Source organism: Streptococcus sp. P25B114 (genome assembly GCF_053010325.1).
The window spans coordinates 1-12,487 of record NZ_JBRKNW010000013.1 but is presented as its reverse complement, the minus strand read 5'-3'; the positions used below and the strand labels follow the sequence as shown (position 1 = coordinate 12,487).

Annotated in this window: 14 protein-coding genes and 1 pseudogene; 3 read left to right on the top strand and 12 right to left on the bottom strand. The window is 46.7% G+C overall.

Annotated features, from left to right (window positions below; genetic code table 11):
* Window positions 1-20: 20 nt before the first annotated feature.
* Window positions 21-1,383, bottom strand: a pseudogene (locus ACVC7T_RS07345) (HAD-IIB family hydrolase).
* Between the two features lie 70 nt (window positions 1,384-1,453).
* On the opposite strand from ACVC7T_RS07345, the gene ACVC7T_RS07340 reads away from it, so the two are divergent.
* Both ACVC7T_RS07340 and ACVC7T_RS07335 read left to right on the top strand, forming a co-directional pair.
* Window positions 1,454-2,413 carry an asparaginase gene (locus ACVC7T_RS07340; protein ID WP_105160822.1) on the top strand — a complete coding sequence of 320 codons (960 nt, stop codon included), beginning with the start codon at window positions 1,454-1,456 and terminating at the stop codon, window positions 2,411-2,413.
* A 36-nt stretch (window positions 2,414-2,449) separates the two neighbouring features.
* The gene (locus tag ACVC7T_RS07335) at window positions 2,450-3,091 is read left to right on the top strand and encodes an HAD family hydrolase (RefSeq protein ID WP_105160823.1); all 642 of its coding nucleotides are present in this window, start codon (window positions 2,450-2,452) and stop codon (window positions 3,089-3,091) included.
* Window positions 3,092-3,141: 50 nt separating this feature from the next.
* Here the strand turns inward: ACVC7T_RS07335 and hisE are convergent, their stop codons facing one another.
* From hisE to hisC, 11 genes are all read right to left on the bottom strand, one after another.
* Window positions 3,142-3,456 carry a phosphoribosyl-ATP diphosphatase gene (gene hisE / locus ACVC7T_RS07330; protein WP_105160824.1) on the bottom strand — a complete coding sequence of 105 codons (315 nt, stop codon included), beginning with the start codon at window positions 3,454-3,456 and terminating at the stop codon, window positions 3,142-3,144.
* A 13-nt stretch (window positions 3,457-3,469) separates the two neighbouring features.
* A complete protein-coding gene (gene hisI / locus ACVC7T_RS07325) occupies window positions 3,470-3,784 on the bottom strand; it encodes a phosphoribosyl-AMP cyclohydrolase (RefSeq protein ID WP_105111558.1) in 315 nt (104 codons plus the stop codon).
* Window position 3,785: 1 nt separating this feature from the next.
* Window positions 3,786-4,541 (bottom strand): imidazole glycerol phosphate synthase subunit HisF, encoded by a 756-nt coding sequence (gene hisF, locus ACVC7T_RS07320; RefSeq protein WP_447262721.1) that lies wholly within the window; start codon window positions 4,539-4,541, stop codon window positions 3,786-3,788.
* A 2-nt stretch (window positions 4,542-4,543) separates the two neighbouring features.
* Window positions 4,544-5,263 (bottom strand): 1-(5-phosphoribosyl)-5-[(5-phosphoribosylamino)methylideneamino]imidazole-4-carboxamide isomerase, encoded by a 720-nt coding sequence (gene hisA, locus ACVC7T_RS07315; RefSeq protein ID WP_447262735.1) that lies wholly within the window; start codon window positions 5,261-5,263, stop codon window positions 4,544-4,546.
* 11 nt (window positions 5,264-5,274) lie between these two features.
* Window positions 5,275-5,883: an imidazole glycerol phosphate synthase subunit HisH gene (gene hisH / locus ACVC7T_RS07310; protein WP_447262720.1), complete on the bottom strand. Its 609-nt coding sequence runs from the start codon at window positions 5,881-5,883 to the stop codon at window positions 5,275-5,277.
* Between the two features lies 1 nt (window position 5,884).
* Complete coding sequence (gene hisB, locus ACVC7T_RS07305) at window positions 5,885-6,469, bottom strand: imidazoleglycerol-phosphate dehydratase HisB (RefSeq protein WP_394733606.1); 585 nt, start codon at window positions 6,467-6,469, stop codon at window positions 5,885-5,887.
* 70 nt (window positions 6,470-6,539) lie between these two features.
* A complete protein-coding gene (gene serB / locus ACVC7T_RS07300; protein WP_394733605.1) occupies window positions 6,540-7,187 on the bottom strand; it encodes a phosphoserine phosphatase SerB in 648 nt (215 codons plus the stop codon).
* Entirely contained in the window at window positions 7,174-8,457 is a 1,284-nt protein-coding gene (gene hisD, locus ACVC7T_RS07295) for a histidinol dehydrogenase (protein WP_447262719.1), read from the bottom strand. Before hisD ends, serB begins: the two co-directional genes overlap by 14 nt.
* A complete protein-coding gene (gene hisG, locus ACVC7T_RS07290) occupies window positions 8,454-9,101 on the bottom strand; it encodes an ATP phosphoribosyltransferase (RefSeq protein WP_105122918.1) in 648 nt (215 codons plus the stop codon). The genes hisD and hisG overlap by 4 nt, the downstream gene beginning before the upstream one ends.
* Window positions 9,102-10,076 carry an ATP phosphoribosyltransferase regulatory subunit gene (locus ACVC7T_RS07285; RefSeq protein WP_105111550.1) on the bottom strand — a complete coding sequence of 325 codons (975 nt, stop codon included), beginning with the start codon at window positions 10,074-10,076 and terminating at the stop codon, window positions 9,102-9,104.
* Entirely contained in the window at window positions 10,073-11,125 is a 1,053-nt protein-coding gene (gene hisC, locus ACVC7T_RS07280; RefSeq protein WP_447262718.1) for a histidinol-phosphate transaminase, read from the bottom strand. Before hisC ends, ACVC7T_RS07285 begins: the two co-directional genes overlap by 4 nt.
* Window positions 11,126-11,526: 401 nt before the next feature.
* On the opposite strand from hisC, the gene ACVC7T_RS07275 reads away from it, so the two are divergent.
* Window positions 11,527-12,267 (top strand): PHP domain-containing protein, encoded by a 741-nt coding sequence (locus ACVC7T_RS07275; protein ID WP_105111548.1) that lies wholly within the window; start codon window positions 11,527-11,529, stop codon window positions 12,265-12,267.
* Window positions 12,268-12,487 lie beyond the last annotated feature (220 nt).

Below are 12,487 nucleotides of genomic sequence, written 5' to 3'. Positions count from 1 at the left end.
TTGAAAGGCAGAGAATCGCATTAGGATTTTCTGCCTTTTTGTCTGTCTAGTTCGTCTTGAATTTTCCCTTCTGGTGCAAAACGCTCCTCCCAGCCCTCTGGCTTCAATATTTTGTGGGAAACAGGGTCGTAATGGGCCTTACCATCCGGAAAAAGCTTACCCATATTAGCCTGGTGGACAATATCGAAAATGGGTTTGGGGTCAACTCCTACCAAAACAAAGGAACCGTAAGTAAAATAGAGCAAGTCCATCAGGGCATCGACCTGACCAACCAAGGAGAGACCTGGACTGCCTTTACTGGTAACTTTTGCCACTGCCTTGTCGAGTTGCTGGTGCAGGCCCTGGACCTTACGGTCAAAATCTGCCTGGTCCGATGAGGCTGCCTGTAAAAATTCGACCAGCTCCTCCAACTTGAAACTAGCCCTGTAAAAGGCCGTATTCCCATCAAATGCCTGGGGAATTTCCTGAAGTGTGCCATCCATAGCCTTGTGAAAGTCACGAACAGCATTAACATTGGCATCCTTACTAGTCAACATTCTTCTCCTCCACGAGACCAAAGTGCACCAAGGCCTTATAAATACCATCCTTATTATTGGTATCTGTCACATAGGTCGCCGTCCCTTTGGCCTGTTGGGTAGCATTTCCCATGGCAATGGCATACTGAACACCGGCTAACATTTCCAAATCATTGTTTGAATCCCCAAAAACCATCACTTCTTCCGTATTAAAGCCATAGATTTCTCCCAATTTTTGGATGCCTTGCAGTTTGGAATTGCCCTTGCTGATGACATCTGCCGCATAGGCACTGGACCTGGTAAAACCAAGAGTTGGGAATTGAAGGGCCAGGCGCTGGGTCACTGACTCAGTAGCCAACAATAAGACTTGATAAACCGGTTGATCCAGATAGGAACGAATCTTGTCTGTGTCCTTAGGACGGAATTTGCGAACCAGGCGGTTAATCAGGAAGTTGATGCCACTAGCCCAGGAGATCGGTATCATGCGTGTTAATCTGTAGACCAGGTGACCAGTGCCTACGTTCATAATACCACTGCCTACAACTCCTGTCCCCATCCCAAGTGAGTAGTCCCACTGATTGCTCTCCACCAACTCAAGAAAGGTCTCCAATGTTCCCCTATCCAAGGCTTGGGCAAAGTGGACTTGGTCTCTTGAAAAAATATATTGGCCATTGTAGGTGATGGCCAGATCCAGCGATAGGCCGGCCATGTATTTCAGGACAAAGTTGGGGTCTCTGCCTGTTGCCAAGCCCACGAAAATGCCATTTTTCTTGAGGGCATTGATGGCCTGGATGGTGGATTTGCTGACTGTTCGATTATCGGTCAGAAGGGTTCCGTCAATATCAAAAAACACTGCCTTTACCGCCATCTAGCTCACCTACTTCCCTGAAATTATGTTACAATTAGTATATCACAGATTTGAAAGAAACTGAAAACTTATGAAAAAAATTCTGGCCCTCCACACTGGAGGAACCATTTCTATGCAGACCGACAATCAGGGGAGCGTCTCTTCTAGTTCCCACAATCCTATGGCCAGTCTTTCTACTCCCTTGGACACTATTCAGGTAGTGTCTGTTGATTTTTTGAATCTGCCAAGTCCCCATATTCGATTGGAACACATGATGGCGCTCTACCAAGAAATCAAGCGACAGGCGGATGAATTTGACGGCTTTGTCATCACTCATGGCACCGATACCTTGGAAGAGACAGCCTATTTCTTGGATACCATGGCCATTCCTCAAAAGCCAATTGTTATCACAGGAGCCATGCGCTCTTCCAATGATTTGGGTAGTGATGGTGTCTATAATTATCTGACAGCCCTGCGTGTCGCCGCAGATGAAAAGGCGGCAGATAAGGGGGTTTTGCTGGTCATGAACGATGAAATCCATGCCGCAAAATATGTGACCAAGACCCATACGACAAATGTTTCTACTTTCCAGACTCCGACCCACGGTCCTCTGGGGCTTGTAACCAAACGGGAAATCCTCTTTTTCAAAACTGCTGAGCCACGTGTTCGCTTTGATTTGTCAGAAATTGCAGGAACCATTCCTATCATCAAAGCTTATGCAGATATGGAGACCATTCTCCTTGATTCTCTAGACCCTGGTAAACTTTCCGGCCTTGTGATTGAGGCCCTTGGAGCTGGAAATCTGCCTCCATCTATCTTGCCAGCAATCCACCGCTTGCTGGCAGCAGGAATTCCGATTGTGCTGGTTTCTCGTTGCTTTAACGGTATTGCCGAGCCTGTCTACGCCTACCAGGGAGGCGGTATCCAACTAGAGCAAGAAGGTATCCTCTTTGTCAAGGAGCTGAATGCTCAAAAAGCCAGAATCAAGCTCTTGATTGCCTTAAATGCAGGTCTGAAGGATCAGGAATTGACTGACTATATACAGGGATAACACTTGTCTTACGGACCAATAAAAATGGAGGTTCCTATGTACCAAACGCTTCTCTTCGACTTAGACGGAACATTGACCGATTCTGGTCCCGGCATTATCCATTCGGCTGCCTATGCCTTGGAAAAAATGGGCATTGCTGATGACAATTCCAGTCACTTGTCTCGCTTTATCGGACCACCTCTCTACGAATCGTTTGCCCAGTTTTATGGACTGAATGCGGCAGAAACCCAGCAGGCAGTCGATTATTTTCGGGAATATTTTACCAGCAAGGGAATGTTTGAAAACCATCCCTATCCCGGTATTCCGGAATTGTTGGGCAAATTGCAAGAGCAAGGGAAAACACTCCTCATAGCCACTTCAAAACCAGAAATCTTTGCCAAACAAATATTGGCTCATTTTGAATTGGACCGCTATTTTACAGTCATTGCAGGCGCAAGTTTGGATGACACGCGCACCAAGAAGGGGCAGATTATTACCTATGCGCTGGACCAACTGGAAAAAATCAATGGCAAAGCTGTCATGATTGGTGACCGTAAACATGATGTCATCGGTGCCAAGCAACACCAGCTCGACAGTATCGGTGTCCTGTATGGCTATGGTGACCGAGAGGAATTGACAACTGCTGGTGCCAGCCACATTGTCCAAACGGTGGAAGAACTGGGAGATTTGTTGGGGTAGATACTTTTTTCGGATTTTTTCACAAACTAAAAAGCTCGTGATGAGCTTTTTTAGTAGTCACTAATTTCTCGGCGGTCGCTGGTCTTACTGACTTTTCCTTGACGGGCCTGTAGAATAACTTCGATTTCTTCTAAGCTCACGCCTGTTTCCACCAGCAGAACAGCCAAATGATAGAGCAAATCAGCTGTTTCATTGGCAATTTCTTCCTTGTCAGCGTTTTTGGCGGCAATCACGACTTCTGTTGCCTCTTCCCCAACTTTCTTGAGAATTTTATCCAAGCCTTTGCCGTACAAGTAGTTAGTATAGGACCCTTCTTTTGGATTACGCTTACGGTTCAGGGCTTCATGGTACAAGGTTTCTAGCATATCTGCTCCTTTCTTAGAGTATGTTTTCAAAAAAGCAACTATAGGCGCCCGTATGGCAGGCAGCCCCTACTTGCTCGACGGAAATGAGCAGGGTGTCGCGGTCACAATCTGTTTTGATGGATTTAACCGTCTGAAAATGCCCACTGGTTGCACCCTTGTGCCACAATTCCTGACGCGACCGGCTCCAGTAATGCATCTGTTTGGTTTCCAAGGTCTTTTGATAGGATTCTTCATTCATATAAGCCAGCATCAAGACCAGACCTGTCTCATGGTCAGTGACAATCACAGGCACCAATCCGTCTTGCTTGGCAAAATCAATACTAATCATTTTATCGCACCTCAATTCCATTCTGGCGCATAGCTGATTTGGTTTCTGCAATGCTGACTTGACCATAATGAAAGATGGATGCTGCCAATGCTCCAGTCGCCGGTGTCTGATCAAATACCTCAAGGATATGGTTCGTATTACCAGCGCCACCCGATGCAATGATGGGAATCGTCACCACGCTCGCCACAGCATTGAGCATGTCCACATCAAAGCCTGACTTAGTCCCGTCTTTGTCCATGCTGGTCAAAAGGATTTCGCCAGCTCCGAGCTCGACGACCTTCTTTGCCCAATCTAATAAATCTAGACCGGTATCCTTGCGACCGCCAGCCACGTAGACATGCCAAGTTCCATCTACCTCCTTTCGCGCATCAATAGCGACCACAACACATTGGCTGCCGAATTTTTCAGCACATTCTTTGATCAAGGATGGATTGGCCACCGCCGATGAATTGACCGATACCTTGTCAGCCCCTGCCTTGAGCATCTTATTCATATCATCGACTGAACGAATGCCACCGCCAACGGTAAAAGGAATAAAGACTTGGTCTGCCACGCGCCGCACCATGTCCACAGTCGTTTCGCGTTCTTCATGCGTCGCAGTAATATCAAGAAAAACCAATTCATCGCAGCCTGCCTCGTAGTAGGCTTTTGCTGTGTCCACAGGGTCTCCCACATCCGTCAAGTTGACAAAATTGACCCCCTTGACTACCCGACCGTTCTTGACGTCCAGACAGGGAATAATGCGTTTTGCTAACATGTTCAACCTCCAAATTGCTGCAATTCGTCCAAGCTGACCTTGCCGCTGTAATAAGCCTTGCCGACAATGGTTCCAGAAACACCGATTTGCGCCAGCTCCACTAAGTCGCTCATGGAATGGATACCACCAGAAGCAATGACATCTGCCTCTGTCAAGGTCGCCTTCAATTTTCTGTAATGGTCAAAATTAGGACCTGTCAAGGTACCGTCGCGGTCCACATCGGTGTAGACAAAAAGCTGCACACCAATCTTTTCCATCTCCTTGGCCAAGCTCAGATAATCTACTTGACTGGTTTCTAGCCAGCCTTCTGTTGCGACAAAGCCATTTTTGGCATCGATGCCTACGACAATGGCCTGACTTCCAAAACGCTCCAAGGCTTGCTTGACAAAATCTGGGTTTTTAACAGCCATAGACCCAATAATGACACGGTCAATGCCCGCATCCAGATAATCCGCAATCTGGTCTAAGGTGCGAATGCCGCCCCCAACTTGAATATGGAGACCGGTCTCTCTTTTCAAACTGGCAATCAAATCCCTATTGGTCGCTCGTCCCTCTAAAGCACCGTCCAAATCCACCACATGAATAAAGCCAATCCCCGCAGCCGCAAATGTTTTGGCTTGGTCTAATACATCTGGGTTAACAACGGTCTCCTGATTAAAGTCTCCTTTAAAGAGACGCACTGCCTTCCCATTTCGAATATCAATCGCTGGATAAATCTGCATATCTTCCCTCACTATTTCTGACATAATGCCGCAAACTTTGTCAAAATACCAAGCCCAACCTGACCTGATTTTTCAGGGTGAAACTGCGCCCCAAAGACATTTCCTTTTGAAATCATTGCTGGAATTTCCCTGCTATAATCCGCTGTTGCGTCGATATATTCAGGCGCTACATCGGTAAAATAACTGTGAACAAAGTAAACCGACTGATCATCAAGTCCATCTGTCAGTTGATTTTTCTGCTTGACTTCCAACTGATTCCAGCCCATGTGGGGCACAGGATAGCCGTCTTTAGCTGGAATAGGACGACAAACACCGGGAATGAGGCCCAAACCCTTGGTCGGCTGGTGTTCCAGACCTTGGTCCAAAAGCAACTGCATGCCTAGACAAATACCCAAAAAAGGCTTGCCAGCCGCCACAGCTGTCTGAATAGCTGGGAGCAGTTGGCGTTTTTCTAATTCAGCCATGGCAGACGGAAAGGCACCAACCCCCGGTAAAATCAAGCCTGTAGCCGACAAAATCTTCTCAGGATCCGCTGTCAATTCCGCAGCTACACCGATTTTTTCCAAGGCCCGCAGGACATTAGCTGTGTTTCCTGCATCATAATCAATCACTCGTATCATATTACAAGAGTCCTTTTGTTGAATTGACACCCTTAATGTCAGGGTTGATGGTAATGGCTTCGCGAAGAGCTCGACCTGTTGCCTTGAAGAGACTTTCAGCCTTATGGTGACTATTTTTCCCGTGCAAAATCTTCAAATGCAGGTTCATCTGCAGGTTGAAAGCCAAGGCTTGGAAGAATTCCTCTACCAATTCCGTATCAAAATCGCCTAATTTTGGATTGTCAAAAGTCGCATCAAAGACCAAATAAGAGCGTCCAGACAAGTCCAGACTGGACATGCCCAGCGTCTCATCCATAGGCACAAAAGAAGTTCCGTAACGATTGATACCGACCTTGTCGCCCAGAGCTTCCTTGATGGCTTGTCCAAGAACAATCCCGACATCCTCAACCGTATGATGACTGTCCACCCACGTATCACCATCTACATGGACAACTAGAGACATGCGGCTGTGGCGGGCAAAAAGGGTCAACATGTGGTCAAAAAAGCCCACACCTGTCACAATCTCAACCGGATCCTGCACATCCAAATTAACCGCCAACTTAATTTTTGTTTCAAAGGTATTGCGTTCAATGCTTGCTGTTCTCATGATGTTCTTCTTTCTTTACTAATTAGAAGCTGTATTCGCAGATCGGTACCTGACGTGTGAATACTGTCTCTTATTTCTTCACCCTATCCAAAATCTCAATCACCTGATACAAATTTTTCTCATTGATTTGATAAGGAGCCTGTTCCTGCACAATGGGTTTGGCGCAGAAGGCGATGCCGATACCAGCTGCCTGAATCATGGGCAGATCGTTGGCACCATCGCCCACTGCAATCGTATCTTGCATGTCGAGACCATTTTCCGCCGCCCAAGTTCTGAGCATGGTTTCCTTAACATCCTTGGTCACAATGTCCCCGGTCACACGTCCTGTCAAAACTCCGTTGACAATTTCTAGCGTATTAGCCTTAACATAGTCCAAATTGAGCCGTTCCGCCAACACATTGACCGTCTGATGAAAACCACCCGACACGACGGCTACCTTATAGCCACGCTTGTGAAGTTCTGCCACCAATTCTTCTGCTCCCGGTGTGAAATGAATGCGCCCTAAAATGCGGTCCAAAACCGTTTCGGGCAAGCCCGCCAGCAAGGCAACGCGTTCACGCAAGGCTTCTTCAAAATCCAATTCCCCTCGCATGGCGCGCTCGGTAATGTCCGCGACTCGCTGACCGAGACCAGCTTCTTCGCCCAGCAGGTCAATGCCTTCTTCCATGATTAGGGTGCTGTCCACATCCATGACCAATAATCCCTTAACTTCCTTCATTTCTCACCTCAATGGCCCGTGCATGGGCAGCCAACCCTTCTGAATAGGCTAAATTTGTAATAGCCTGACTAGCCTCTTGCACGGCTTTCTTACTATATTGTGTGTATTGTATTCGTTTGATAAAATCATGGACACCCAACGCTGAATAGAAACGGCTGGTGCCTGAAGTTGGCAGAACATGATTGGTCCCTGCATAATAATCCCCAATCGGCTCACTGGTATAATGACCCAAGAAAATCGACCCCGCATGCTTGACCAAGGGAAGATAATCATAGGCATCTTCCATAGCAATTTCCAAATGTTCAGGCGCCACCAAATTCATCAAGTCAAACATGGCTTCTACCGTGTCTGTCACGATAATGCGTCCGTTCTGCTCAATGGATGCCCGCGCAATTTCCTCACGCGGCAAGGTCTGCAATTGCCGCTCGATTTCTAGCTCGACTTGCTCAGCCAAGACTTCCGAATTGGTCACCAAAATCGCACGCGCCAAGCGATCGTGCTCCGCCTGTGACAACAAATCCGCCGCTACAAAAACAGGATTTGCCGTCTCGTCTGCGATAACGCCAATTTCAGATGGACCGGCAACCATATCAATTCCAACCAAGCCGTAGACCAATTTTTTAGCCGTTGCGACATAAATATTGCCCGGACCGGTAATTTTATCCACCTTGGGAATGGACTGCGTTCCATAAGCTAGCGCGGCAATCCCGTAGGCTCCGCCAACCTGATAAATCTTATCCACTCCAGCCAATCTTGCCGCCACCAAAATCGCTGGATTGTAGGTCTCTTGTGGCGGGGTAATCATGATGATTTCCTCTACACCAGCAATTTTTGCTGGGATGACATTCATCAAGACCGAAGAAGGATAGGCGGCTGTTCCTCCCGGAACATAGACGCCCACTCGCTCTAGGGGACGAATGAGTTGCCCACGAAGGACGCCTTCAGACGGTTGGTCCTCAAAACCCACTTCCACCTGTTGTTGGTGGTAGGAAGCGATATTGGCTTTGGCACCTTCTAAGGCTGAGAGAGTGTCTGGTTCAATCTGCTCAAAAGCTGCATCTATTTGCGCTTGACTGACTTCTAAGTCATCGAGCTCGATCCCGTCAAACTGGAGATTGTAGGCTTTCAGAGCTGCATCTCCTTCACGAGCGACCCGTGCCATGATTTTCTTGACGGTCTCTTCTACGGAGACCGTTTCTGCATTCAGCGCCACTTGTTCTTGATAGAGCAAGGCCGCAATGTCATGACTTGTTCCACTTAAGCGTTTCATCTAAAAGGTACCTCCTCATTTCCGACAATGTCTTCTAATTTCTTGATAAATGATAGCACTTGAGGCTTATTCTTGATGCTGGCTTTATTGACAATCAAACGCGAGGAAATCCGACAAATATCTTCAAAGACCACTAAACCATTGGCCACCAAGGTATTGCCCGTCTCCACAATATCGACGATGGCATCGGCCAGTCCCAGAACAGGAGCAATTTCCACACTACCTTGAATAGAAATAATCTCGACATCCTCGCCCTTTTGCTTAAAATGTTCCAGGGCAACTGTTGGATACTTGGTCGCAATCCGCTTCCGCTTGTGATCACTGGGATTGTAAGTTGGAACAGAGGCAACCGAGAATTTACACAAGCCAAAGTTCAAATCCAGCATTTCCAAAAATCCTGCAGGATGCTCAATCAAGACATCCTTGCCGACAACGCCCATATCTGCCACTCCGTGGCGAACATAGGTCGTTACATCCGGAGCCTTGACCAGTAAAAAGCGAAACTGCCCATCAGGGCTTTCAAAAATCAAATTCCGCCCCTTATCGGCCATGAAAGACATATCAAAACCCGCCTTTTCCAGAAGAGCCAAGGTTTCCTTCTCAATCCGCCCCTTGGTCAAGGCAATGGTAATCTGATCACCCATTTACTTCCCTCCTTGATAGTCTAAATCCTGTCGAATGGCTTGGTAAATGGCATCAATTTCCAAGGCCCAACCGATAGCTGTCAGCTCCTTGGCTCCAAACCGCTCAAAGAGCTTGTCATACCGCCCACCCGATAAAAAGGCGTCTGGCAATTGCTGGTCAAAAACCTTGAACATCATGCCTGTATAGTATGGAACCGTCGGAAGTTGGGCCAAATCCACTGTGACAGGCCCCAAATCAATTTCTGCCATGGCGATAAATGCTTCTAATTGGTCAAAAGCCTGCAATAATTGCGCATTCTGCGACACCTGCCGGGCTTCTGCCAAGACCGCCTCTACCTCTCCAAACAAGTAAGGCAAACGACTGATGAAACCATCAAATTCACTCGGATGCTGCTTGGTAAATTCGTGGAGCTTGGTAATATTTTTATCCCGAATATGGAGGGACAAATCATCCGCCACCTCAGAAGTTAGTTCCAATTGCTGAAAAATCGTCTTGAGGATGGCTGCATGCGAAAACTCAAATTTGTAGTCTTTCAAACCCGAACGTTCTAAAGCTTGTTTGGCACTAGAAATAGCTTCAGCATAGGCCTCCTGTACAGGGTAGCCAATGATTTCAATCCCGGCTTGAGTGCGTTCATTTTCCAAGCCCCGCATGGCTTCTTGACTGCGAAAGACCTTGCCCGAATAAGAAAATTTAATAGGCGTCTGCACCCGAGTTGAAGCAATGACACGGGCTACTTGGCTAGTAATATCCGGCCGCAAGCTCAGAAGATGGCCTCTCTTGTCAAAAAGGTGATAATTATTGGTATCGACAGTATCTGAAAAGACTTCAAAATGCTCCAAGGTCGGCGTTTCAATCCGATGAAAACCGCGCTCTATCAAAAGGTCACTGACCGTCCGCTCAATTTCATAAGTAGCACGGGCGCGTTTGAAAAGCTTGTCGTGCAGTCCTTGTGGCAATGTTCGATTGTTCATAGGCACCCTTCCTTTATCCTTGCTAAGACCTGCTCCATCTCCTCTTGTGTGCCGATGGAGATGCGTAGTCTATCTTTTATGCGTTCTTGGTTTGGAAAATACCGGACATAAATCTGCTCCTCTTCCAAGTGCTTGAACAGTTCTCCCGCACTAACACGAGATGGTCGCACTAGGAGGAAATTGGTTGCTGACGGCAAAACGTCAAAGCCAAGTCTGGTCAATTCTTCCGCAAACCAATCGCGCGTTGCCATAATCTTCCGGCAGGTTTCTTCATAATAGGCCCAATCCTTGACCGCAGCCAAAGCCAAAGCTTCCGAAATGGCATCCACATTGTAAGGATTGATGGCATTGCGCACCGCTTGAATAACACCTATCAGCTCCTTGGAACCTATGCCGTATCCGACACGCAAACCCGCTAGTGATGCATCCTTGGAGAAGGTCCGCGTAATGAAGAGATTGGGGTATTTGTCCAAAAGCGGAATAGCTGTCTGCCCGCCGAAATTGACATAAGCCTCATCAACGATGACAACGACCTGCGGATTAGCCTTCAGAACCTCCTCAATATCGCCCAGAGACTGGAAGCATCCCGTCGGAGCGTTGGGATTGGTCAAAATCACTCCCCCACATTCTCTCTGATAATCTGCCACTCGCCAGCTAAAATCCTCCGCCAGCGGTATCTCTTTAAAAGGTACCTGATACAAATTAGCCCAGACCTTGTAAAAGCCGTAGGTCAAATCTGGAAACAAAATCGGTTGCTCCGTTTGAAAGAAGGACAGAAAAGCCATAGACAAGACGTCATCCGAACCATTGCCAATGACAAATTGGTCCGCCTCCAAACCGTGTTGCTCCGCCAAGGCCTGACGTAGTTCCGCCTGATCCAGACTCGAATAGCGACGTAGGTTTGTCGCATCAAAAGCAGCCAAAGCCGCAACTACCGCTGGATTTGGTCCATAGGCATTCTCGTTGGTATTGAGTTTAATCATATTGGCCACCTGTGGTTGCGCTCCAGCCACATAAGGTGTAATCTTTCTAAGCCCTTTTATTTCCATGTCATTACCTCTCAAACGATAAAAAAAAACACGCGCAAGATCCTTGTTTCAGGACGCTTACACGTGGTTCCACCTTCATTCAGACATACGTCGCCGTATATCCCTCAGGAAGTCAAAGACTTCAGCCCGTAACGTAGACAGACGTCAATCACTACTAGGTTCAACACCGTTGGCAATTGCACTCAAGAATGTGTACCCAAACCGATGTACCCTTTCAGCAACTAGATACTCTCTGAAAAATGGTCTGGGATTGTTTCTCTCATCGCTTTATATTTTGTACTATTTTACCAAATTTTTGATAAATTGCAAGAATTATCAGATTTTTTTATTCCATTTCCCTTGATTTCCGAACTTGTCGCTCAAAAGCGATTTTGTTACAATAGAAAGAAAGGAGAATTACCATGAGAGACAACCACCTGCATACCCACCACTCCTACGATTCCAAGGCGCGATTTCAAGATTATCTCGAGCATTACAGCGGCGAAATCGTGACGACGGAGCATTTTGATTTGTCCAATCCCTATAGCAAGCAGGATGATATTCCTGATTATGAGGCCTATTCCCAAGAAATTGCTGTGCTTAATGAAGACTATGGTAAGCGCATCAAGAAAGGCATTGAAATCGGCTATTTCCAACCGCGGGAAACCGATATTCTAGCCTACTTAGCAGACAAAGACTTCGACCTCAAATTATTATCCGTCCATCACAACGGAGTTAACGATTATCTAGACGAAGAAGTGGCAGATATGGACAAGATGGCGGTCATGACCGATTATTTGGACCGCTTGGAATATGCCGTCGGACGGGTTCCAGCTGACGTCTTGGCGCATTTTGACTACGGTTTCCGCCTCTTTGATGTGACTGTTCAAGAACTAGAGACTTTTGAGCCTCAGCTCATCCGCATTTTCAAGAAAATGATAGCGCATGATTTAGCCTTTGAACTCAATGCCAAGAGCATCTACCTCTATCACCACGAAGAACTGTACCGTTACGCTCTTCAATTGGTCAAAGAACTAGGTTGCCACCGCTATTCTCTGGGCTCCGACGGACATGTCTTGGAACATTTTCAACTGGGCTTCGAGAAGATGTTGCAGATGCTAGAAGACTACGGAATTCCAGAAGAAGAGATTATAAATTTATAATTATTGGCAAACCTCGGCTGAAAAAGAGCCTGTCTCAATCATATAAAGAATAAAAAGCGATCAAGATTAGATTTTCTGACTATCAGAATACTAATACTCAGTTAAAATCAAAAATAGCGGAAGTCCAGTCTCTATGTACAATTGATTTTAGTTGATAAGCAGTTAAGGTTTGAATAACCTCTTCAAGTTTATCGATTACCTCATTTAACGTCCTAAATAC

Excerpts from the sequence above, each read along its gene's own strand:
- hisD (WP_447262719.1), bottom strand. The coding sequence starts at position 8,457 with ATGAAACGCTTAAGTGGAACAAGTCATGACATTGCGGCCTTGCTCTAT.
- ACVC7T_RS07285 (WP_105111550.1), bottom strand. The coding sequence starts at position 10,076 with ATGAACAATCGAACATTGCCACAAGGACTGCACGACAAGCTTTTCAAA.
- ACVC7T_RS07335 (WP_105160823.1), top strand. The coding sequence starts at position 2,450 with ATGTACCAAACGCTTCTCTTCGACTTAGACGGAACATTGACCGATTCT.
- hisE (WP_105160824.1), bottom strand. The coding sequence starts at position 3,456 with ATGCTAGAAACCTTGTACCATGAAGCCCTGAACCGTAAGCGTAATCCA.
- ACVC7T_RS07340 (WP_105160822.1), top strand. The coding sequence starts at position 1,454 with ATGAAAAAAATTCTGGCCCTCCACACTGGAGGAACCATTTCTATGCAG.
- hisF (WP_447262721.1), bottom strand. The coding sequence starts at position 4,541 with ATGTTAGCAAAACGCATTATTCCCTGTCTGGACGTCAAGAACGGTCGG.
- hisC (WP_447262718.1), bottom strand. The coding sequence starts at position 11,125 with ATGGAAATAAAAGGGCTTAGAAAGATTACACCTTATGTGGCTGGAGCG.
- serB (WP_394733605.1), bottom strand. The coding sequence starts at position 7,187 with ATGAAGGAAGTTAAGGGATTATTGGTCATGGATGTGGACAGCACCCTA.
- hisA (WP_447262735.1), bottom strand. The coding sequence starts at position 5,263 with ATGCAGATTTATCCAGCGATTGATATTCGAAATGGGAAGGCAGTGCGT.
- hisG (WP_105122918.1), bottom strand. The coding sequence starts at position 9,101 with ATGGGTGATCAGATTACCATTGCCTTGACCAAGGGGCGGATTGAGAAG.
- hisI (WP_105111558.1), bottom strand. The coding sequence starts at position 3,784 with ATGATTAGTATTGATTTTGCCAAGCAAGACGGATTGGTGCCTGTGATT.
- hisB (WP_394733606.1), bottom strand. The coding sequence starts at position 6,469 with ATGAGAACAGCAAGCATTGAACGCAATACCTTTGAAACAAAAATTAAG.
- ACVC7T_RS07275 (WP_105111548.1), top strand. The coding sequence starts at position 11,527 with ATGAGAGACAACCACCTGCATACCCACCACTCCTACGATTCCAAGGCG.
- hisH (WP_447262720.1), bottom strand. The coding sequence starts at position 5,883 with ATGATACGAGTGATTGATTATGATGCAGGAAACACAGCTAATGTCCTG.